Source organism: Streptomyces sp. NPDC096105 (assembly GCF_044763335.1).
GTDB lineage: Bacteria > Actinomycetota > Actinomycetes > Streptomycetales > Streptomycetaceae > Streptomyces.
This window is the reverse complement of sequence record NZ_JBIWGC010000013.1, coordinates 1-20,965: the sequence shown is the minus strand read 5'-3', so window position 1 is coordinate 20,965 and position 20,965 is coordinate 1. Positions and strand designations below refer to the sequence as shown.

Annotated in this window: 16 protein-coding genes and 1 tRNA gene; 13 read left to right on the top strand and 4 right to left on the bottom strand. The window is 69.9% G+C overall.

Annotated elements, in window-relative coordinates; translation table 11 throughout:
- Positions 1-34 precede the first annotated feature (34 nt).
- Together ACIQ8B_RS20590 and ACIQ8B_RS20585 are read left to right on the top strand one after the other, a co-directional pair.
- Complete coding sequence (locus ACIQ8B_RS20590; protein ID WP_403548564.1) at positions 35-1,090, top strand: UDP-N-acetylmuramate dehydrogenase; 1,056 nt, start codon at positions 35-37, stop codon at positions 1,088-1,090.
- Positions 1,091-1,173: 83 nt separating this feature from the next.
- Positions 1,174-1,893: a hypothetical protein gene (locus tag ACIQ8B_RS20585; protein ID WP_403548562.1), complete on the top strand. Its 720-nt coding sequence runs from the start codon at positions 1,174-1,176 to the stop codon at positions 1,891-1,893.
- On the opposite strand, the gene ACIQ8B_RS20580 is transcribed toward ACIQ8B_RS20585, so the two are convergent.
- Together ACIQ8B_RS20580 and ACIQ8B_RS20575 are read right to left on the bottom strand one after the other, a co-directional pair.
- Positions 1,838-2,911 (bottom strand): adenosine deaminase, encoded by a 1,074-nt coding sequence (locus ACIQ8B_RS20580; protein WP_290005835.1) that lies wholly within the window; start codon positions 2,909-2,911, stop codon positions 1,838-1,840. The genes ACIQ8B_RS20585 and ACIQ8B_RS20580 overlap by 56 nt on opposite strands.
- Before the next feature lie 124 nt (positions 2,912-3,035).
- Positions 3,036-4,262, bottom strand: coding sequence for a pyridoxal phosphate-dependent aminotransferase (locus tag ACIQ8B_RS20575; protein ID WP_106412924.1), 1,227 nt, complete (start codon positions 4,260-4,262; stop codon positions 3,036-3,038).
- 283 nt (positions 4,263-4,545) lie between these two features.
- Between ACIQ8B_RS20575 and ACIQ8B_RS20570 the strand changes: the two genes are divergently transcribed.
- From ACIQ8B_RS20570 to ACIQ8B_RS20520, 11 genes are all read left to right on the top strand, one after another.
- Positions 4,546-4,618, top strand: a tRNA-Trp gene (locus tag ACIQ8B_RS20570).
- A gap of 108 nt (positions 4,619-4,726) precedes the next feature.
- Positions 4,727-4,993, top strand: a complete 267-nt coding sequence (gene secE, locus ACIQ8B_RS20565) for a preprotein translocase subunit SecE (RefSeq protein WP_403548560.1) — start codon at positions 4,727-4,729, stop codon at positions 4,991-4,993.
- A gap of 80 nt (positions 4,994-5,073) precedes the next feature.
- Positions 5,074-5,895, top strand: coding sequence for a transcription termination/antitermination protein NusG (gene nusG, locus ACIQ8B_RS20560; protein WP_290005840.1), 822 nt, complete (start codon positions 5,074-5,076; stop codon positions 5,893-5,895).
- A 177-nt stretch (positions 5,896-6,072) separates the two neighbouring features.
- Positions 6,073-6,507 (top strand): 50S ribosomal protein L11, encoded by a 435-nt coding sequence (gene rplK, locus ACIQ8B_RS20555; protein ID WP_006130605.1) that lies wholly within the window; start codon positions 6,073-6,075, stop codon positions 6,505-6,507.
- Between the two features lie 82 nt (positions 6,508-6,589).
- Entirely contained in the window at positions 6,590-7,315 is a 726-nt protein-coding gene (gene rplA / locus ACIQ8B_RS20550) for a 50S ribosomal protein L1 (RefSeq protein ID WP_106412921.1), read from the top strand.
- Between the two features lie 165 nt (positions 7,316-7,480).
- Positions 7,481-8,404 carry a hypothetical protein gene (locus tag ACIQ8B_RS20545; RefSeq protein WP_403548557.1) on the top strand — a complete coding sequence of 308 codons (924 nt, stop codon included), beginning with the start codon at positions 7,481-7,483 and terminating at the stop codon, positions 8,402-8,404.
- 336 nt (positions 8,405-8,740) lie between these two features.
- A complete protein-coding gene (gene rplJ / locus ACIQ8B_RS20540; protein WP_006130602.1) occupies positions 8,741-9,271 on the top strand; it encodes a 50S ribosomal protein L10 in 531 nt (176 codons plus the stop codon).
- A gap of 114 nt (positions 9,272-9,385) precedes the next feature.
- Positions 9,386-9,775 carry a 50S ribosomal protein L7/L12 gene (gene rplL / locus ACIQ8B_RS20535; protein WP_106412919.1) on the top strand — a complete coding sequence of 130 codons (390 nt, stop codon included), beginning with the start codon at positions 9,386-9,388 and terminating at the stop codon, positions 9,773-9,775.
- A gap of 580 nt (positions 9,776-10,355) precedes the next feature.
- Positions 10,356-13,841, top strand: a complete 3,486-nt coding sequence (gene rpoB, locus ACIQ8B_RS20530; protein ID WP_290005847.1) for a DNA-directed RNA polymerase subunit beta — start codon at positions 10,356-10,358, stop codon at positions 13,839-13,841.
- A 95-nt stretch (positions 13,842-13,936) separates the two neighbouring features.
- Positions 13,937-17,848: a DNA-directed RNA polymerase subunit beta' gene (locus ACIQ8B_RS20525; protein ID WP_106412917.1), complete on the top strand. Its 3,912-nt coding sequence runs from the start codon at positions 13,937-13,939 to the stop codon at positions 17,846-17,848.
- Between the two features lie 170 nt (positions 17,849-18,018).
- Positions 18,019-18,549 (top strand): DUF1707 and DUF4190 domain-containing protein, encoded by a 531-nt coding sequence (locus ACIQ8B_RS20520; RefSeq protein WP_290010889.1) that lies wholly within the window; start codon positions 18,019-18,021, stop codon positions 18,547-18,549.
- A gap of 52 nt (positions 18,550-18,601) precedes the next feature.
- Here ACIQ8B_RS20520 and ACIQ8B_RS20515 read toward each other — a convergent pair whose 3' ends face one another.
- Positions 18,602-19,897: a M48 family metalloprotease gene (locus ACIQ8B_RS20515; RefSeq protein ID WP_403548553.1), complete on the bottom strand. Its 1,296-nt coding sequence runs from the start codon at positions 19,895-19,897 to the stop codon at positions 18,602-18,604.
- Between the two features lie 47 nt (positions 19,898-19,944).
- The gene (locus ACIQ8B_RS20510; RefSeq protein ID WP_290010890.1) at positions 19,945-20,505 is read right to left on the bottom strand and encodes a Pycsar system effector family protein; all 561 of its coding nucleotides are present in this window, start codon (positions 20,503-20,505) and stop codon (positions 19,945-19,947) included.
- Between the last annotated feature and the right edge of the window lie 460 nt (positions 20,506-20,965).

Below are 20,965 nucleotides of genomic sequence, written 5' to 3'. Positions count from 1 at the left end.
GGGGGCGGCGGCGCCGTCTCGTAGTCTTGAGCCCGTGCAGGAACTCCACGACGCCCCCCTCGCCCCGCTGACCACCTTCCGGCTGGGCGGCCCCGCGACCCGGCTGGTCACCGCGACCACCGACGACGAGGTGATCGCCGCCGTCCGCGAGGCCGACGCCGCCGGCACCCCGCTGCTGGTCATCGGCGGCGGTTCCAACCTGGTCATCGGCGACAAGGGCTTCGACGGCACCGCCCTCGTCGTCGCCACCAAGGGCGTCACCCTCGACGGCACCGGCCTGGAGCTGGCCGCCGGCGAGGTGTGGACCGACGCCGTCGCGGCCACCGTGGAGGCCGGGCTGGCCGGCATCGAGTGCCTGGCCGGCATCCCCGGCTCCGCGGGCGCCACCCCCATCCAGAACGTGGGGGCGTACGGCCAGGAGGTCTCCTCCACGCTCACCGAGGTCGTCGCCTACGACCGGCGCAGAGGTGAGACCGTCACGCTCTCCAACGAGGAGTGCGCCTTCTCCTACCGGCACAGCCGCTTCAAGGCCGACCCCGAGCGGTACGTGGTCCTGCGCGTGCGGTTCCGGCTGGAGGACGCCGGCGGGATGTCCGGCCCGGTCAAGTACGCCGAGACGGCCCGCGTGCTCGGTGTCGCGCCCGGCGAGCGGGTGTCGCTGGCCACCGCCCGCGACACGGTGCTGAAGCTCCGTGCGGGCAAGGGCATGGTGCTGGACCCGGAGGACCACGACACCTGGTCGGCCGGTTCCTTCTTCACCAACCCGATCCTGGACGACGAGACGTTCGCCGCATTCCGTACACGTGTGCGGGAGCGGTTGGGGGAGGGCGTCGAGCCGCCCGCCTACCCCGCCGGCGAGGGGCGCACCAAGACCTCCGCGGCCTGGCTGATCGACAAGGCCGGCTTCACCAAGGGGTACGGGAGCGGGCCGGCCCGCATCTCCACCAAGCACACCCTCGCGCTCACCAACCGCGGTGACGCCACCACGGAGGACCTGCTGGCGCTGGCCCGCGAGGTCGTGGCGGGCGTCCGCGACGCGTTCGGGATCACCCTGGTGAACGAGCCGGTCATGGTCGGCGTCGGCCTCTGAACGGCCCGTACGGGCGACGGGGCGCAATTCCGTTGCCGTGCCCCGCCCGCCGCGCGTATCCCTGAGGCCATGAGGGAGCTTCCGTGCGGCTGAGGGCCGACGAGTTCCGGCCGCGCGCCGGCCGCTACGCCTTCCGGGTCGTCCAGCCGCGTCCCGCGCTGCGGCACACCACGCTCAACGACCCGGTGCGCGACTGGGGCCACCTGGTCGGGGACCACGACGGCCTGTCCCGCCTCGCCGGGCTGTTCCCCTTCGCGGCGTACTCCCCGTGCACGGTCGTCCACGTGCCGCTCCGGCAGAGCGTCCCCCGGCAGTACCCGCGGGGCGTGCCCGTCGACCTGGTGCTCGCCCACCAGCCGCTCGGACTGCGGCCCTCCGTGTGGCCCGCCCTGCGCCGCGGGCTCACCCGGGGCGCCCCGGGCACCGTCCGCACCGACGAACGCCGCACCGCGCGCCACGGCTCCGCCTGGGAGGAGCTCTGGGAGCGGCGCTGGGACCGCCTGCCGCGCGCCGGCCGCGTCCGGCCCGCCGTCCACGCCCGGACGCTGTTCCTGTTCGGCGCGCGGGACACCTTCGCCGCCGCGTCCCTGCGACTCGGCCGGGCGGCCGGCTACGGCCCGCTCGGCAAGGGGGCGGACCAGGGGCACGACGTGCTCAGCGCCTCGCTCACCACGCTGCTGCCCCTGACCCGGGGGCGGGGGACGGAGCTGGACATCGGCTTCCAGGCGTACCCGCCCCTCGCCCACTTCAGGCGACCGGGGCGGTCAGCCAGGCGTCGACGCCCGACAGCAGCTTCTCCTTGACGTCCTCCGGCGCCGCCGAGCCCCGGATCGACTGCCGGGCCAGCTCGGCGAGCTCCGCGTCGGTGAAGCCGTGGTGCCGCCGCGCGATCTCGTACTGCGCCGCCAGCCGGGAGCCGAACAGCAGCGGGTCGTCCGCGCCCAGCGCCATCGGCACACCCGCCTCGAACAGCGTGCGCAGCGGCACGTCCGCCAGCTTGTCGTAGACGCCGAGGGCGACGTTCGACGCCGGGCACACCTCGCAGGTGACGCCCCGGTCCGCGAGCCTCTTCATCAGCCGCGGATCGTCCGCCGCCCGCACGCCGTGGCCGATCCGGTGCGCGTCCAGGTCGTCCAGGCAGTCCCGGACCGACGCCGGTCCCGCCAGCTCGCCGCCGTGCGGGGCCGACAGCAGCCCGCCGCTCCGCGCGATGGCGAACGCCCGGTCGAAGTCGCGGGCCATCCCGCGCCGCTCGTCGTTGGAGAGGCCGAAGCCGACGACCCCCCGGTCGGCGTAGCGCACGGCGAGGCGGGCCAGCGTGCGGGCGTCCAGGGGGTGCTTCATGCGGTTGGCGGCCACCAGCACCCGCATGCCGAGCCCGGTGTCGCGGGACGCCGAGTCCACCGCGTCGAGGATGACCTCCAGCGCCGGGATCAGCCCGCCCAGCCGGGGCGCGTACGACGTCGGGTCGACCTGGATCTCCAGCCAGCCGGAGCCGTCCCGCAGGTCCTCCTCGGCCGCCTCCCGCACCAGGCGCTGGATGTCCTCGGCCGATCTGATGCACGAGCGCGCGGCGTCGTACAGGCGCTGGAAGCGGAACCAGCCGCGTTCGTCCGTGGCCCGCAGCCGGGGCGGCTCCCCGCCGGTCAGGGCGTCGGTCAGCGCCTCGGGCAGTCGCACCCCGTACTTGTCGGCCAGCTCCAGCAGGGTGCTGGGCCGCATGGATCCGGTGAAGTGCAGATGCAGATGGGCCTTCGGCAGCTCAGAGACATCACGTACACGCGGGGGGTTCGGGGGGCGCCCCCCTGAAAAGCTCAGCATCCCAGGATCCTGCCGCACGTTCCGGCCGTCCCGGTAGCGCTTCCCCGTACGGGATCTTGCTCGCACGGACGAACGGGGGCGCCCGGGCGGTCCCGGGTGCCCCCGTCGCGAAAGGGAAGGCCCGTCAGTCCCGCGCCTCCGCCAGCAGCTTCTGGACGCGGCTCACGCCCTCGACGAGGTCCTCGTCGCCCAGCGCGTAGGACAGCCGCAGGTAGCCCGGCGTGCCGAACGCCTCACCGGGGACCACCGCGACCTCGGCCTCCTCCAGGATGAGCGCGGCCAGCTCGACGGTGTCCTGGGGGCGCTTGCCGCGGATCTCCTTGCCGATCAGCGCCTTCACCGACGGGTAGGCGTAGAACGCGCCCTCGGGCTCGGGGCAGACCACGCCGTCGATCTCGTTGAGCATCCGCACGATCGTCCGGCGCCGGCGGTCGAAGGCCTCGCGCATCTTCGCGACCGCGTCCAGGTCGCCGGAGACGGCGGCGAGGGCGGCGGCCTGGGCGACGTTCGACACGTTCGACGTGGCGTGCGACTGGAGGTTGGTCGCGGCCTTCACGACGTCCTTCGGGCCGATGACCCAGCCGACCCGCCAGCCGGTCATCGCGTACGTCTTGGCCACGCCGTTGACCACGACGCACTTGTCGCGCAGCTCGGGCAGGAGCGCGGGCAGCGAGACCGAGACGGCGTCGCCGTACACCAGGTGCTCGTAGATCTCGTCGGTGAGCACCCACAGGCCGTGCTCGACGGCCCAGCGGCCGATGGCCTCGGTCTCGGCCTCGCCGTAGACCGCGCCGGTCGGGTTCGACGGGGAGACGAAGAGCACGACCTTCGTCTTCTCCGTGCGGGCCGCCTCCAGCTGCTCCACGCTCACCCGGTAGCCGGTGGTCTCGTCGGCGACGACCTCGACCGGGACACCGCCCGCGAGCCGGATCGACTCGGGGTACGTGGTCCAGTACGGCGCCGGGACGATGACCTCGTCGCCCGGGTCGAGGATCGCGGCGAAGGCCTCGTAGATGGCCTGCTTGCCGCCGTTGGTGACCAGGATCTGGGACGGGTCCACCTCGTAGCCGGAGTCGCGCAGCGTCTTGGCGGCGATCGCCTGCTTCAGCTCGGGCAGGCCGCCGGCCGGCGTGTACCGGTGGTACTTCGGGTTCTTGCAGGCCTCGATCGCGGCCTCGACGATGTAGTCCGGCGTCGGGAAGTCGGGCTCACCGGCGCCGAAGCCGATCACCGGTCGCCCGGCGGCCTTGAGGGCCTTGGCCTTGGCGTCCACGGCGAGGGTGGCGGATTCGGAGATCGCGCCGACTCGGGCGGAGACCCGGCGCTCGGTGGGAGGGGTTGCAGCGCTCATGAGGCCCATCGTTCCAGACGCGAAACACGGCCGGCACAGCGGTTTCACGGACTGAGCAGCACCGGGCAAGGGCGGAACACCAGTCCGGTTCGCGCGTCCGAGGGCGGCGTGGCCAGGACGATCACCGGCCGTTCCGCGGCCGGTGCGGTCCCTCTCAGGCACTTTCTGTTCGACGCCCGGCCCAGGAACACGTACACTCTCACCTCGTTGGCCTTCAGCGGCCCGCGCTCAGCCGGTGCACACCACGCTTCCGGCCGGATGCGGTACGTTGGGGGACGCACAAAGGGTCGTAGCTCAATTGGTAGAGCACTGGTCTCCAAAACCAGCGGTTGGGGGTTCAAGTCCCTCCGGCCCTGCTACACACACCTTCGCCAGGATGTGTGCGCATGTACGTACAGCAATGCACCGCCGTGCGGCTCAAACCGGGCGCGGCACGGCCACGACCCGGAATCAGGTGAGGACGAGTGACGGACGCCGTGGGCTCCATCGACATGCCTGATGCCGAGGAGAAGCCTCGCAAGGGCGGCAAGCGGGCCAAGAAGGGGCCTCTGAAGCGTCTCGCGCTCTTCTACCGCCAGATCGTCGCGGAGCTCCGCAAGGTCGTCTGGCCCACTCGCAACCAGCTGACGTCGTACACGACCGCAGTGATCATCTTCGTGGTCCTGATGATCGGCCTGATCACTCTGATCGACTATGGCCTCAGCCACGCCGCCAAGTACGTCTTCGGCTGATCCCCGAGCGAAGAGCGCCGAGGTACCCGGCGCTCCTTTCGCATGTTCCACCCCCATGTATCCAGGAAGAAGCAGCCACCGTGTCTGACCCGAACGTGAACGACGCCGTCGAGCCTTACGGCGAAGGGGCCGAGTCCGCCGAGGACGCGCTCGCCGCCGTCGAGGGCGCGGACGTCGAGGACACCGAGGCCTCCGCCGAGGCCGAGGCTGCCGGCACCACCGACGGCGGGACCGCGGAGGACGAGGTCGCCGAGGCCGCGGACGAGGCCGAGCCGGAGGACGACCGCGATCCGGTCGAGAAGCTCCGCGAGGAACTGCGGTCCCTGCCCGGCGAGTGGTACGTGATCCACACCTACGCGGGCTACGAGAACCGCGTGAAGACCAACCTCGAGCAGCGCGCCGTCTCGCTGAACGTCGAGGACTACATCTTCCAGGCCGAGGTGCCGCAGGAAGAGGTCGTCCAGATCAAGAACGGCGACCGCAAGACGATCAAGCAGAACAAGCTCCCGGGCTACGTCCTGGTCCGCATGGACCTGACGAACGAGTCCTGGGGCGTCGTCCGCAACACCCCCGGCGTCACCGGCTTCGTGGGCAACGCCTACGACCCGTACCCGCTGACGCTGGACGAGATCGTCAAGATGCTCGCCCCGGAGGCCGAGGAGAAGGCCGCCCGCGAGGCCGCCGAGGCCGAGGGCAAGCCGGCGCCGCAGCGCAAGGTCGAGGTCCAGGTGCTGGACTTCGAGGTCGGCGACTCGGTCACCGTCACCGACGGCCCGTTCGCCACGCTCCAGGCGACCATCAACGAGATCAACCCCGACTCCAAGAAGGTCAAGGGCCTGGTGGAGATCTTCGGCCGTGAGACGCCGGTCGAGCTCTCCTTCGACCAGATCCAGAAGAACTAGCCCTTCCGGACCGGCTGATACACCGCTTCCGCGCAGGTCAGGCGAACGCTCGCGCGTTTGTCTGACCTGCGCGGTTTTTGGCCGCGCATCTATACCCGTTATCGTTGTGCGGTATGCCTGCGTCCTGGTTGTCCCCGGGACGCCGGCAGGACCCGAACCGAAAGGACCCGGAGAGCCATGCCTCCCAAGAAGAAGAAGGTCACGGGGCTCATCAAGCTCCAGATCCAGGCCGGTGCCGCGAACCCGGCCCCGCCGGTCGGCCCCGCGCTGGGTCAGCACGGCGTGAACATCATGGAGTTCTGCAAGGCCTACAACGCCGCGACCGAGTCGCAGCGCGGCTGGGTCATCCCGGTGGAGATCACGGTCTACGAGGACCGCTCCTTCACCTTCATCACCAAGACCCCGCCGGCCGCCAAGATGATCCTCAAGGCCGCGGGCGTGGAGAAGGGCTCCGGCGAGCCGCACAAGACCAAGGTCGCGAAGATCACGCGTGACCAGGTCCGTGAGATCGCCACCACCAAGATGCCCGACCTCAACGCCAACGACCTGGACGCCGCCGAGAAGATCATCGCCGGCACCGCCCGTTCCATGGGCGTCACGGTCGAGGGCTGACCTCCACCCCCGTCAAGCCAAGCAGTAGTGGCAGGGCCTGCTCGGCCCGGACCACGACTCCTCGAACGCACAGGAGCTTTCAGTGAGCAAGCGCAGCAAGTCTCTCCGCGCTGCGGACGCCAAGATCGACCGGGAGAAGCTGTACGCCCCGCTCGAGGCCGTCCGTCTCGCCAAGGAGACGTCCACGACCAAGTTCGACGGCACCGTCGAGGTCGCCTTCCGTCTGGGTGTCGACCCGCGCAAGGCCGACCAGATGGTCCGTGGCACCGTGAACCTCCCGCACGGCACCGGTAAGACCGCCCGGGTCCTGGTCTTCGCGACCGGTGACCGTGCCGAGGCCGCACGCGCCGCGGGCGCCGACATCGTCGGCGCCGACGAGCTGATCGACGAGGTGTCGAAGGGCCGTCTGGACTTCGACGCCGTCGTCGCCACCCCGGACCTCATGGGCAAGGTCGGCCGCCTCGGCCGCGTGCTCGGTCCCCGTGGTCTGATGCCGAACCCGAAGACCGGCACCGTGACCCCGGACGTCGTCAAGGCTGTCAACGACATCAAGGGCGGCAAGATCGAGTTCCGTGTCGACAAGCACGCGAACCTGCACTTCATCATCGGCAAGACGTCGTTCGACGACACCAAGCTGGTGGAGAACTACGGCGCGGCCCTGGAGGAGATCCTCCGTCTGAAGCCGTCCGCCGCGAAGGGCCGCTACATCAAGAAGGCCGCCATCAGCACCACGATGGGCCCCGGCGTTCCGCTCGACCCGAACCGCACCCGCAACCTCCTCGTCGAGGAGGACCCGGCCGCCGTCTGAGCCGGGTGAGCCGGCCGGCGGGCCGGTGCGCGCACGCGTCGAAAACCCGTCCTCGCTCCCAATCCGGGCGCGGGGGCGGGTTTTTCGTACGCCTGTGTCAGTGGCGTGGGCTACCGTTCACAGCGATCACGCACAGCACAGCGATACAGCAGGGGTGGGAATCTGATGGTCATGGCCGCATGGAAGCGCGCGGGTGTCTGTCTGACGGCCGTGGCGGTCGTCACGGGCCTCGCGGGGTGCCAGGACGGTGACGACGGGGGGAAGGCCGGGGCGCAGACGCAGACGGAGGCGGCCGAGGTGCTCCAGGCCGCCTTCAAGAAGACCTCGGAGGCGAAGTCCTCGAAGGTGCGGATGACCATCGCGATGCCGGCCGGCATGGAGGGCGGCGGCACCATGGAGATGTCCGGCGTGCAGGGCTGGGACCCGGCGGTCATGGACGTCACGATGAAGGGATCCGCCTTCACCGCCGGCGCCCCCGACGCACCCGAGCAGGTGCGCATGATCATGCTGGACGAGGCCCTGTACATGGACATGGGCGCCGCGCAGGCCGCCCAGATGGACGGCAAGCGCTGGATGAAGATGGACTTCGGCGCGATGGCGGACGCGTCCGGGGACGCGGAGCTGCGGAAGCAGATGACCGGCAGCCTGGAGAACATGAACCAGGACCCGGCCCGGCAGCTCGCCGTGCTGCTCGGGTCGCCGAGCCTGAAGCACGTCGGCCCCGAGAAGGTCGACGGCGTCGAGACGCAGCACTACAAGGGCACGCTGAGCGTCGAGGAGATGCTCGACGCCAACGAGGCGCTCGACGACCTCTTCACCGAGCAGGAGCGCGAGCAGCTCGTCGCCAACATGAAGAAGACGGGCCTCAAGGGCTACGACACCGAGATCTGGGTCAACGAGGACGACTACCCGGCCAAGATGGTCGTCGGCATGACCACGGCCCAGGGCACGATGAAGATGACCTCGCACTTCTCGGACTACGGCGCCGAGGTCGACGTCGAGGCCCCGCCGGCCGGCGAGACCTTCGACTTCATGGAGATGCTGAAGGAGCTGGAGTCGCTGGGCGCGGGCGCCGGCTCGGCCGCCTAGTTCTCGGCGGGGGCTTCCGGCGCGTCACACCCCGCGCCGGAAGCCCCCGATCGGCCGATTTGCCTCACGCCGATCCGGTCGCGTACGCTTCCACGGAAGCCAAAGACCGCTGGTCGTTGCCGTGCGCTCGTAAGAGGGCGCGGTGGCCGAAGGATCCGCTGAACTGCGGACGACCCGCGCAGGTGACAGTGGAAGAGTTCCCGGGAGACCGCCGCCGCGAGGCGTGGAGAACCGGTTGAGCTTCGCCCCGTGCGCCTGCGCCCGGGGCGTTTCGTTTTCCCCAGTCCTCCTTCGGGTCCGCGCGGTCCGAATCACCCGGAAGGAGGCCGAGGCTCTATGGCGAGGCCCGACAAGGCTGCCGCGGTTGCCGAGCTGACGGACAAGTTCCGCAGCTCCAACGCCGCCGTGCTGACCGAGTACCGCGGTCTCACCGTGGCGCAGCTCAAGACGCTGCGTCGTTCGCTCGGTGAGAACGCCCAGTACGCCGTGGTGAAGAACACGCTGACCAAGATTGCGGCCAACGAGGCCGGGATCACGCTCGACGACCAGCTCTTCGCTGGCCCGACGGCGGTCGCCTTCGTCACCGGTGACCCGGTGGAGTCGGCGAAGGGTCTTCGTGACTTCGCCAAGGACAACCCGAATCTCGTCATCAAGGGCGGTGTCCTTGACGGCAAGGCGCTGTCCGCCGACGAGATCAAGAAGCTCGCGGACCTCGAGTCCCGCGAGGTGCTGCTCTCCAAGCTGGCCGGTGCCTTCAAGGCGAAGCAGTCCCAGGCTGCCTCCGTCTTCCAGGCGCTGCCGTCGAAGCTCGTCCGCACCGTGGACGCGCTCCGTGCCAAGCAGGACGAGCAGGGCGGTGCCGAGTAATTCGGCTCGCTTTCCGGCCCTCGCCGCGTGAGGTGAGGGCCGATGCGGGCCCGAGTAACGCCCGCCTCACCCAGTACACCCGGCACCTGCCGATTTAGTGGAAGGACCGCCATCATGGCGAAGCTCACCCAGGACGAGCTGCTGGCCCAGTTCGAGGAGATGACCCTCATCGAGCTCTCCGAGTTCGTGAAGGCCTTCGAGGACAAGTTCGACGTCACCGCCGCCGCGGCCGCCCCGGTCGTCGTCGCCGGTGGTGCCGCCGGTGGCGCCGCCGCCGAGGCCGAGCCGGAGAAGGACGAGTTCGACGTCGTCCTCACCGGCGCCGGCGAGAAGAAGATCCAGGTCATCAAGGTCGTGCGCGAGCTGACCTCCCTGGGTCTGAAGGAGGCCAAGGACCTCGTCGACGGCACCCCGAAGCCGGTCCTCGAGAAGGTCAACAAGGAAGCCGCCGACAAGGCCAAGGAGGCCCTCGAGGGCGCCGGCGCCTCCGTCGAGGTCAAGTAAGACCTTCCGGGTCCGCAGGGATCCGTCACGCGCCTCTGGAGGCGTGTAACGCTCAAGCACCGAGGAGCGATCATCCATCCGGGTGGTCGCTCTTCGGCGTACCGGGGGGTCGGCGGCGGCTGCCTTGCACCCGGGACGGCGGGGGGTATGGTGATCTTCGTTGTGCCTCCGAGGGCCGCGGAGATGAGCCGGACGGCCGCGGTTCGGGCAAGGGGAGCCCTTGACGAACCGCACGCAGCGCGCAATTCTCAGGACGCGTCGTCACAAGGATCCGAATCCGAGGCATGGATCGACGGCAAAGAGGGCAGTATCACCGTGCGTTGAGGGCAGCGCCTTGCCGCAGGAGTTGATGACAACGAGGGCCTCCACCCGGTCTCGTACACCGCACTGGACATCAGTGGGCCAAGTGGCTACACTGACCCTTTGCGCTGCCTGTTAGCTGTCCCCTGCCCGTCACCAGGGGCATGCCCTCACTCGAGCATGGACGACCGGATCACTTCCGACCTGGAATGTCCGTCTCTGCGCCCAGTGGGGGGCCGGTACGCGCGTAGTGAGTCCGAGCCCTCGGAAGGACCCCCTCTTGGCCGCCTCGCGCAACGCCTCGACCGCGAATACGAACAACGGCGCCAGCACCGCCCCGCTGCGCATCTCCTTTGCAAAGATCAAGGAGCCCCTCGAGGTTCCGAACCTTCTCGCGCTGCAGACCGAGAGCTTTGACTGGCTGCTCGGCAACGACGCGTGGAAGGCTCGCGTCGAGGAGGCTCTCGAGAACGGGCAGGACGTCCCCACCAAGTCCGGTCTGGAGGAGATCTTCGAAGAGATCTCCCCGATCGAGGACTTCTCCGGGTCGATGTCGCTGACCTTCCGCGACCACCGCTTCGAGCCGCCGAAGAACTCCATCGACGAGTGCAAGGAGCGCGACTTCACGTACGCCGCCCCGCTCTTCGTCACGGCCGAGTTCACCAACAACGAGACCGGCGAGATCAAGTCCCAGACCGTCTTCATGGGCGACTTCCCGCTCATGACGAACAAGGGCACCTTCGTCATCAACGGCACCGAGCGTGTCGTGGTGTCCCAGCTGGTGCGCTCGCCCGGCGTCTACTTCGACTCCTCCATCGACAAGACGTCCGACAAGGACATCTTCTCCGCCAAGATCATCCCGTCCCGGGGCGCCTGGCTGGAGATGGAGATCGACAAGCGCGACATGGTCGGTGTGCGCATCGACCGCAAGCGCAAGCAGTCCGTCACCGTCCTCCTGAAGGCGCTCGGCTGGACCACCGAGCAGATCCTCGAGGAGTTCGGCGAGTACGAGTCCATGCGCGCCACCCTGGAGAAGGACCACACCCAGGGCCAGGACGACGCGCTGCTCGACATCTACCGCAAGCTGCGCCCGGGCGAGCCCCCGACCCGTGAGGCCGCGCAGACGCTGCTGGAGAACCTCTACTTCAATCCCAAGCGCTACGACCTCGCCAAGGTCGGCCGCTACAAGGTGAACAAGAAGCTCGGCGGCGACCAGCCGCTGGACGCCGGCGTGCTCACCACCGACGACATCATCGCCACCATCAAGTACCTGGTGAAGCTGCACGCCGGCGAGACCGAGACGACGGGCGAGTCGGGCCGCACGATCATCGTCGAGACCGACGACATCGACCACTTCGGCAACCGCCGCATCCGCAACGTCGGCGAGCTGATCCAGAACCAGGTCCGTACGGGTCTCGCCCGTATGGAGCGCGTCGTGCGCGAGCGCATGACCACCCAGGACGTCGAGGCGATCACGCCGCAGACCCTGATCAACATCCGGCCGGTCGTCGCCTCCATCAAGGAGTTCTTCGGCACCAGCCAGCTGTCCCAGTTCATGGACCAGAACAACCCGCTGTCGGGGCTGACGCACAAGCGTCGTCTGAACGCCCTCGGCCCGGGTGGTCTCTCCCGTGAGCGGGCCGGCTTCGAGGTCCGTGACGTGCACCCCTCGCACTACGGCCGCATGTGCCCGATCGAGACGCCGGAAGGCCCGAACATCGGTCTGATCGGTTCGCTCGCCTCCTACGGGCGGATCAACCCGTTCGGCTTCATCGAGACGCCGTACCGCAAGGTCGTCGACGGCCAGGTCACCGACGAGGTGGACTACCTGACCGCCGACGAGGAGGACCGCTTCGTCATCGCTCAGGCCAACGCGCCGCTGAACGACGACATGCGCTTCGCCGAGAACCGCATCCTGGTCCGCCGCCGCGGCGGTGAGGTCGACTACGTCCCCGCCGACGAGGTCGACTACATGGACGTCTCGCCGCGCCAGATGGTGTCGGTCGCGACCGCCATGATCCCGTTCCTCGAGCACGACGACGCCAACCGCGCCCTCATGGGCGCGAACATGATGCGCCAGGCCGTGCCGCTGATCAAGTCCGAGGCCCCGCTCGTCGGCACCGGCATGGAGTACCGCTCCGCCGTCGACGCCGGTGACGTGGTCAAGGCGGAGAAGGCGGGTGTGGTCCAGGAGGTCTCCGCGGACTACATCACCACGGCCAACGACGACGGCACGTACATCACGTACCGCCTGGCCAAGTTCTCCCGCTCCAACCAGGGCACCTCGGTCAACCAGAAGGTCATCGTCGCCGAGGGCGACCGGATCGTCGAGGGCCAGGTCCTCGCCGACGGCCCGGCCACCCAGAACGGCGAGATGGCGCTCGGCAAGAACCTGCTCGTGGCGTTCATGCCGTGGGAGGGTCACAACTACGAGGACGCGATCATCCTGTCGCAGCGCCTCGTGCAGGACGACGTCCTCTCCTCGATCCACATCGAGGAGCACGAGGTCGACGCCCGTGACACCAAGCTCGGCCCCGAGGAGATCACCCGGGACATCCCGAACGTCTCCGAGGAGGTCCTCGCCGACCTCGACGAGCGCGGCATCATCCGCATCGGCGCCGAGGTCATCGCCGGCGACATCCTCGTCGGCAAGGTGACCCCGAAGGGCGAGACCGAGCTGACCCCCGAGGAGCGCCTGCTGCGCGCGATCTTCGGTGAGAAGGCCCGTGAGGTCCGTGACACCTCGCTGAAGGTGCCGCACGGCGAGACCGGCAAGGTCATCGGCGTCCGCGTCTTCGACCGCGAGGAGGGCGACGAGCTTCCCCCGGGCGTGAACCAGCTGGTGCGCGTCTACGTCGCGCAGAAGCGCAAGATCACCGACGGTGACAAGCTCGCCGGCCGCCACGGCAACAAGGGCGTCATCTCCAAGATCCTGCCCATCGAGGACATGCCGTTCCTCGAGGACGGGACCCCGGTCGACATCATCCTCAACCCGCTGGGTGTGCCGTCCCGCATGAACCCGGGACAGGTCCTGGAGATCCACCTCGGCTGGCTCGCCAGCCAGGGCTGGGACGTCTCCGGCCTCGCGGACGAGTGGGCCCAGCGCCTCCAGGCGATCGGCGCGGACAAGGTCGAGCCCCGTACCAACGTGGCCACCCCGGTCTTCGACGGCGCCCGCGAGGACGAGCTCGCCGGTCTGCTGGAGCACACCGTCCCGAACCGCGACGGCGACCGCATGGTCCTGCCGTCCGGCAAGGCGCGGCTGTTCGACGGCCGCTCGGGTGAGCCGTTCCCGGACCCGATCTCGGTCGGCTACATGTACATCCTGAAGCTGCACCACCTGGTCGACGACAAGCTGCACGCCCGGTCGACCGGTCCGTACTCCATGATCACCCAGCAGCCGCTGGGCGGTAAGGCTCAGTTCGGTGGCCAGCGGTTCGGCGAGATGGAGGTGTGGGCACTCGAGGCGTACGGCGCCGCCTACGCGCTCCAGGAGCTGCTGACCATCAAGTCCGACGACGTCACCGGCCGCGTGAAGGTCTACGAGGCCATCGTCAAGGGCGAGAACATCCCCGAGCCCGGCATCCCCGAGTCCTTCAAGGTGCTCATCAAGGAGATGCAGTCCCTGTGCCTGAACGTGGAGGTGCTGTCCAGCGACGGTATGTCCATCGAGATGCGTGACACCGACGAGGACGTCTTCCGCGCTGCGGAGGAGCTCGGCATCGACCTGTCCCGGCGCGAGCCGAGCAGCGTCGAAGAGGTCTGACGGGAGTGGGGTGGCCCGGTGAACCCCGGGCCGCCCGCCCCAGGACCCCCGTATCAGACCCCAAGACTTACGACCCTGAGAGGGATTGACGCATAGTGCTCGACGTCAACTTCTTCGACGAGCTCCGGATCGGCCTGGCCACCGCTGACGACATCCGTCAGTGGAGCCACGGCGAGGTCAAGAAGCCCGAGACCATCAACTACCGCACCCTCAAGCCGGAAAAGGACGGGCTCTTCTGCGAGAAGATCTTCGGTCCCACCCGGGACTGGGAGTGCTACTGCGGCAAGTACAAGCGTGTCCGCTTCAAGGGCATCATCTGCGAGCGCTGCGGCGTCGAGGTCACTCGCGCCAAGGTGCGCCGTGAGCGGATGGGCCACATCGAACTGGCCGCTCCCGTCACGCACATCTGGTACTTCAAGGGTGTCCCGAGCCGGCTGGGCTACCTGCTCGACCTGGCTCCCAAGGACCTCGAGAAGGTCATCTACTTCGCCGCGTACATGATCACGTACGTGGACGAGGAGCGCCGCACCCGCGACCTGCCGTCGCTGGAGGCCCACGTCTCCGTCGAGCGTCAGCAGATCGAGAACCGCCGGGACGCCGACCTGGAGGCCCGAGCCAAGAAGCTCGAGACCGACCTGGCCGAGCTGGAGGCCGAGGGCGCCAAGGCCGACGTGCGCCGCAAGGTGCGCGAGGGCGCCGAGCGTGAGATGAAGCAGCTGCGCGACCGCGCGCAGCGCGAGATCGACCGCCTCGACGAGGTGTGGAACCGCTTCAAGAACCTCAAGGTCCAGGACCTCGAGGGCGACGAGCTGCTCTACCGCGAGCTGCGTGACCGCTTCGGCACGTACTTCGACGGCTCGATGGGCGCCGCGGCGCTGCAGAAGCGCCTGGAGTCCTTCGACCTCGAGGAGGAGGCCGAGAAGCTCCGCGAGATCATCCGCACCGGCAAGGGCCAGAAGAAGACCCGCGCCCTGAAGCGGCTGAAGGTCGTCTCCGCGTTCCTGCAGACCTCCAACAGCCCCAAGGGCATGGTCCTGGACTGCGTCCCGGTCATCCCGCCGGACCTGCGTCCGATGGTGCAGCTGGACGGTGGCCGCTTCGCGACCTCCGACCTGAACGACCTGTACCGCCGTGTCATCAACCGCAACAACCGCCTGAAGCGGCTTCTCGACCTCGGCGCGCCCGAGATCATCGTGAACAACGAGAAGCGCATGCTCCAGGAGGCCGTGGACGCGCTGTTCGACAACGGCCGTCGTGGCCGGCCGGTCACCGGTCCGGGCAACCGTCCGCTGAAGTCCCTCAGCGACATGCTGAAGGGCAAGCAGGGCCGCTTCCGCCAGAACCTGCTCGGCAAGCGTGTGGACTACTCCGCGCGTTCCGTGATCGTCGTCGGTCCGCAGCTCAAGCTGCACCAGTGCGGTCTGCCGAAGGCGATGGCGCTGGAGCTGTTCAAGCCGTTCGTGATGAAGCGCCTGGTCGACCTGAACCACGCGCAGAACATCAAGTCGGCCAAGCGCATGGTCGAGCGCGGCCGCACGGTCGTGTACGACGTGCTGGAAGAGGTCATCGCGGAGCACCCGGTTCTGCTGAACCGTGCGCCCACGCTGCACCGCCTCGGCATCCAGGCCTTCGAGCCGCAGCTGGTCGAGGGCAAGGCCATCCAGATCCACCCGCTCGTCTGCACCGCGTTCAACGCGGACTTCGACGGTGACCAGATGGCCGTGCACCTGCCGCTGTCCGCGGAGGCGCAGGCCGAGGCCCGCATCCTGATGCTGTCCTCGAACAACATCCTCAAGCCGGCCGACGGCCGTCCGGTGACGATGCCGACCCAGGACATGGTCCTCGGTCTGTTCTTCCTCACCACCGACGGCGAGATGCGCGACCTCAAGGGCGAGGGCCGTTCCTTCTCCTCGGTCGCGGAGGCGATCATGGCCTTCGACGCGGGCGAGCTGTCGCTCCAGTCGAAGATCGACGTCCGCTTCCCGGTCGGCACCATCCCGCCGCGCGGCTGGACCCCGCCGGTGGGCGAGGACGGCGAGGCCGAGGGCGGCTCCGAGTGGCAGCAGGGGGACCCGTTCCGCCTGACGACCACCCTGGGCCGGGCGCTCTTCAACGAGCTGCTGCCCGAGGACTACCCGTTCGTCGACTACGAGGTCGGCAAGAAGCAGCTCTCCGAGATCGTCAACGACCTCGCCGAGCGCTACCCGAAGGTCATCGTGGCGGCGACGCTCGACAACCTGAAGGCGGCCGGCTTCCACTGGGCCACCCGCTCCGGCGTCACCGTCGCGATCTCCGACGTCGTCGTCCCCGAGGCGAAGAAGGAGATCGTCCAGGGCTACGAGGCGCAGGACGAGAAGGTCCAGAAGCAGTACGAGCGCGGTCTGATCACCAAGGACGAGCGCACGCAGGAGCTCATCGCGATCTGGACCAAGGCGACCAACGAGGTCGCCGAGGCGATGAACGACAACTTCCCGAAGACCAACCCGATCTTCATGATGGTGAACTCGGGTGCACGAGGCAACATGATGCAGATGCGTCAGATCGCCGGTATGCGTGGTCTGGTGTCGAACGCGAAGAACGAGACGATCCCGCGTCCGATCAAGGCGTCGTTCCGTGAGGGCCTGTCCGTGCTGGAGTACTTCATCTCCACGCACGGCGCCCGTAAGGGTCTGGCGGACACCGCTCTGCGCACCGCCGACTCGGGTTACCTCACCCGTCGTCTGGTCGACGTCTCCCAGGACGTCATCATCCGCGAGGAGGACTGCGGCACCGACCGCGGTCTGCGCCTCAAGATCGCGAACCGTGACGCGGACGGCGTGCTGCGCAAGGCGGACGACGTCGAGACGTCCGTGTACGCGCGCTGCCTCGCCGAGGACATCGTGGTCGACGGCCAGGTGCTGGCCCCGGCCGGCACCGACCTGGGCGACGTCCTCATCGAGGAGCTCGTCTCCCGCGGCGTCGAGGAGGTCAAGACCCGTTCGGTCCTGACCTGCGAGTCCGCCGTCGGCACCTGCGCCATGTGCTACGGCCGTTCGCTGGCCACCGGCAAGCTGGTCGACATCGGCGAGGCGGTCGGCATCATCGCCGCCCAGTCCATCGGTGAGCCCGGCACCCAGCTGACGATGCGTACCTTCCACACCGGTGGTGTGGCCGGTGACGACATCACCCAGGGTCTGCCGCGTGTCGTCGAGCTCTTCGAGGCCCGTACCCCGAAGGGTGTCGCCCCGATCTCCGAGGCCTCCGGCCGCGTGCGGATCGAGGAGACGGAGAAGACGAAGAAGATCGTCGTCACCCCGGACGACGGCAGCGACGAGACGGCGTACCCGATCTCGAAGCGCGCCAAGGTCCTGGTCTCCGAGGGCGACCACGTCGAGGTGGGCCAGCAGCTCACCGTGGGTGCCACCAACCCGCACGACGTGCTGCGCATCCTGGGTCAGCGTGCCGTCCAGGTCCACCTGGTCGGCGAGGTCCAGAAGGTGTACAACTCGCAGGGCGTGTCGATCCACGACAAGCACATCGAGATCATCATCCGGCAGATGCTGCGCCGCGTGACGATCATCGAGTCCGGCGACGCCGAGCTGCTGCCCGGCGAGCTGGTCGAGCGGTCGAAGTTCGAGACCGAGAACCGTCGTGTGGTCCAGGAGGGCGGTCACCCGGCCTCCGGTCGTCCGCAGCTCATGGGTATCACCAAGGCCTCGCTGGCCACGGAGTCCTGGCTGTCGGCGGCGTCCTTCCAGGAGACGACGCGAGTCCTCACGGACGCGGCGATCAACGCCAAGTCCGACTCGCTCATCGGCCTCAAGGAGAACGTCATCATCGGTAAGCTCATCCCGGCCGGTACGGGTCTGTCCCGCTACCGCAACATCCGGGTCGAGCCGACCGAGGAGGCCAAGGCCGCGATGTACTCGGCCGTCGGCTACGACGACATCGACTACTCGCCGTTCGGCACCGGCTCCGGCCAGGCCGTTCCGCTGGAGGACTACGACTACGGTCCGTACAACCAGTGAGCGAGTCGACTGAACCGCAGGGCGGTCACCCGTACGGGGTGGCCGCCCTGCGGCGTGTCCGGGGGCGTACGGCCTCGGGACACCGTGGAACCGAACGCCCCGTGTGCTGCGTTCAAGTGGGTGAAACGCTCATACTGGGATCGTCCGTCCCGGGCCCTGGGGAGGCAGCCGTGTCGTATCCGACTCCGTGGCAGGGCCCTCCCCTGCAGGGACCCGGCGTGCCGTCGATGCTGGCCTCCCACGCGGACCGCGAGCGCGCGGTGGACGTGCTGCGCGCCGGGTACGGCGAGGGCCGCCTCGACCACCCGGAGTTCGAGAAGCGCGTCGCGCGCGCCTACTCCGCGCGCACGGTGGGCGAGCTCTCCCTGCTGGTGGCCGATCTGCCGCAGGGTCCGATGCCCCAGCCGATGACGCCCCACGGCCCCGTCCCGCCGGCGTTCCTGCCCCGGCCGCAGCCCCGCACCAACGGCAAGGCGGTCGGGTCCCTGGTGTGCGGGGTGCTGTGCGTGGTCACCGGCGGCCTCACCGGGCTCCCGGCCGTGATCCTCGGACACATGGCGCAGTCGGAGATACGCCGTACCGGCGAGAGCGGCGACGGGATGGCGCTGACCGGGCTGGTGCTGGGCTGGCTGTCGGTGGCCGGCTGGGTGATGTTCCTGGGGCTGGTCGGTCTGCTGGCCGCGGTGGCGCCCGTGGGCTGACCCGGTCCGGCGGTTCCCGGACCGGAGGGTCTGACTCCGGCGGGCCCCGGCTTCAGCGGGACGGCTGGAGGTACTGCCGCAGGTGGTGCAGCCGGGTGTGGTAGTCGGGGTGCGAGGACAGCAGCCTGCTCGCCGCCGTCCCGGTCATCCGGTCGCCGCCCTGGCCGGCCGCGGCGAGCTGCTCCTGCTCCTGCTGGTGCAGCTTCTCCAGCACGGCCGCCAGCATCGGCGCGAAGCCGAGCGCCGCCGCGTGCCGGTCGGCGCGCAGCTCCGAGCGGCGGCCGACGGCGGCGAGGGCGTACGGCATGCCCAGGAGCAGCAGCGGCAGACCGTACAGGGTGCTGATGGTGGCGAAGGCGATGCCGCCGACGCACAGGCCGAAGAAGGCGACGCCGATGCAGGAGAACGCCCGCGACACGTGGAACAGGAAACCGGTGACGGCGCGCAGCAGCCGCCAGGCGATCCGGCCGGGCAGCGCGTACCAGTAGCCGAGCAGCCCGGACCAGGCGTGCCCGCCGACGTGGTGGCCCAGCTCGTGCGCCATGACGGCGGCCAGCTCGCCGTTGGGCAGCCGGTTGAGGGCGAAGCTCGTGACGCCGACGATGTGTCCGGCCGCGGCGACCGCGTTGAGGCTGTCGCTGTCCTCGACCCACAGCTCGTAGTTCCGGCCCTCGACGCCGGCGCGGGCGGTGACCTCGCGCCAGACCGGTTCGAGTGCGGCTCGTTCCTGCGGAGTGGGGTAGCGCAGACGGAGCAGATGGCGTGCGAGGGCGCTCTCGGTGGGCCGGTGGAACACGAGTGCGCCGCTGGCCAGCCAGGCGAGTATCACCAGGAAGCCCAGGTCGCCGAAGACCAGCGAGACCAGGGCGACGACGACCAGGCTGCACAGGAAGTTCGGCAGGTGCAGGAGCAGGTTGCCGAAGGCGGTGGCGTCGGTGTGCCGCTGCTGGTTCGAGACGTGGACGCGCCCGCGGCGCCCCGTGTCGATGTGGTGCGGGTGGAGCGGGGAGCCGGGCGGCGGGACCTCCGTGGCCTGGGGGTACGGGGGCGGGGCAGCCGCCGCGTGCGGGTACGGGGGCTGGGGGGCCGCCGGGTACTGGGGGGCCTGAGCGGACGTGGGGTACTGCGGGGGCCGCGAGCCAGGGCCTGCGGGACAGGGGGGTGGCTGCGCGCCGGGGCTCATGGGGCAGGGGGGCGGGGCGGCCTGCTGGGGGATGTACGGCGGGGTGGCCGGGCCGGGCGGCTGCGGGCAGGGCGGCGCCTGCGGCGGGACCTGGGCCGCTCCGGGCTGAGCGGGCCGGCCGGTCGGCTCGGGGTACTCCGGCGGGGCCGGCGGTGGCTGGGTCATGGTGCTTCCTTCACTCGACGTGCGCGGGTGGCCGCCCCCCCCGGGGGTCAGCCGATCAGCAGGGAGGCCGGCAGCAGGAGCGTGCCGGTGCAGAAGGCGATCAGGCCGGTGCGGATCCACTGGTGTTTGCGCCAGGCGATCCGGCTGGTCTCGGTGAGCGCCGTCGTCAGGGCGGCCATCGGGTCGGCCTCGGTGTCGGCGAGCGCGGTGTCCAGCCGGCCCGCCTCCACGGCCCGCCGGATGTCGCCGAAGTACGACAGGGGCTGTCCCGGCGCCCAGGACCCGTTGCGGTAGCGGGGCAGGACGGCCAGGAGCAGCGCCAGCAGGGACAGGGCGAGGACCAGGATCCCGGCCCACCACACCACGGCCCCGGAGGCGGACAGCGCGTCCGGCGACCAGTCCCGCCCGGCGAGCAGACCGCTGAAGACGCCCGCGGTGATGCCGAGCGCGGCGACCAGCACGGCCGCCTTGCTGTCGGCACGGGCGATCTCGGTCCGCAGGTCCGCGAGCAGCCGTTCGCACACCTGGGTGCGGGCGGGGGAGGGGGGTGCCGGGGACGGCGGAGTGGCCGGGGGCGTGGAGGAGGCGCCCGGGTCGACGGCCGTCATGACCCCGGCTCCTTCTCCGCGGGCTCCGCCGGGTCGGGATCCGCAGGGCCGGGCGTGGCGGGCGGCTCCTGCGGGGGCGCGGCCGGCGTCTGGCCGTAACCCGGGGGCGGCTGCCATGCGGGGCTCGCGGGCGGCGGCGGGTACGCCCCGGCCGGGGGCGCGGGTGGCGTGTACGAGCCGGGCGGCGGGGTGCTGGGCGCCCCGGGTGGAGGCGTGTACGGGGGACCGGGCACGGGCGTGTACGGGCCGGACGCGGGCGCGTACGGGCCGGGCGGAGGTGTGTACGGGCCGGGCGGGGGCGCGTACGGCGGGCCGGGTGGAGGCGGGAAGGGCGCGGCCGGAGGTGCAGGCGGGGTGCCCGGCGCCCCGGGGGGCGGCGCCCGCCGGGCGCCCCGCCCCCCCCTTGGCCGCCCCCGCGGAGACCCCCCCCCGGGGGGAGGACCCCCGCCCCCGGGCCCGC

Bases quoted from the DNA above. Each gene is read 5' to 3' on its own strand.
- ACIQ8B_RS20515 (WP_403548553.1), bottom strand. From the start codon at position 19,897: ATGACCCAGCCACCGCCGGCCCCGCCGGAGTACCCCGAGCCGACCGGC.
- ACIQ8B_RS20545 (WP_403548557.1), top strand. From the start codon at position 7,481: ATGGTCATGGCCGCATGGAAGCGCGCGGGTGTCTGTCTGACGGCCGTG.
- rplK (WP_006130605.1), top strand. From the start codon at position 6,073: ATGCCTCCCAAGAAGAAGAAGGTCACGGGGCTCATCAAGCTCCAGATC.
- rplJ (WP_006130602.1), top strand. From the start codon at position 8,741: ATGGCGAGGCCCGACAAGGCTGCCGCGGTTGCCGAGCTGACGGACAAG.
- rplL (WP_106412919.1), top strand. From the start codon at position 9,386: ATGGCGAAGCTCACCCAGGACGAGCTGCTGGCCCAGTTCGAGGAGATG.
- ACIQ8B_RS20510 (WP_290010890.1), bottom strand. From the start codon at position 20,505: ATGACGGCCGTCGACCCGGGCGCCTCCTCCACGCCCCCGGCCACTCCG.
- ACIQ8B_RS20575 (WP_106412924.1), bottom strand. From the start codon at position 4,262: ATGAGCGCTGCAACCCCTCCCACCGAGCGCCGGGTCTCCGCCCGAGTC.
- ACIQ8B_RS20580 (WP_290005835.1), bottom strand. From the start codon at position 2,911: ATGCTGAGCTTTTCAGGGGGGCGCCCCCCGAACCCCCCGCGTGTACGT.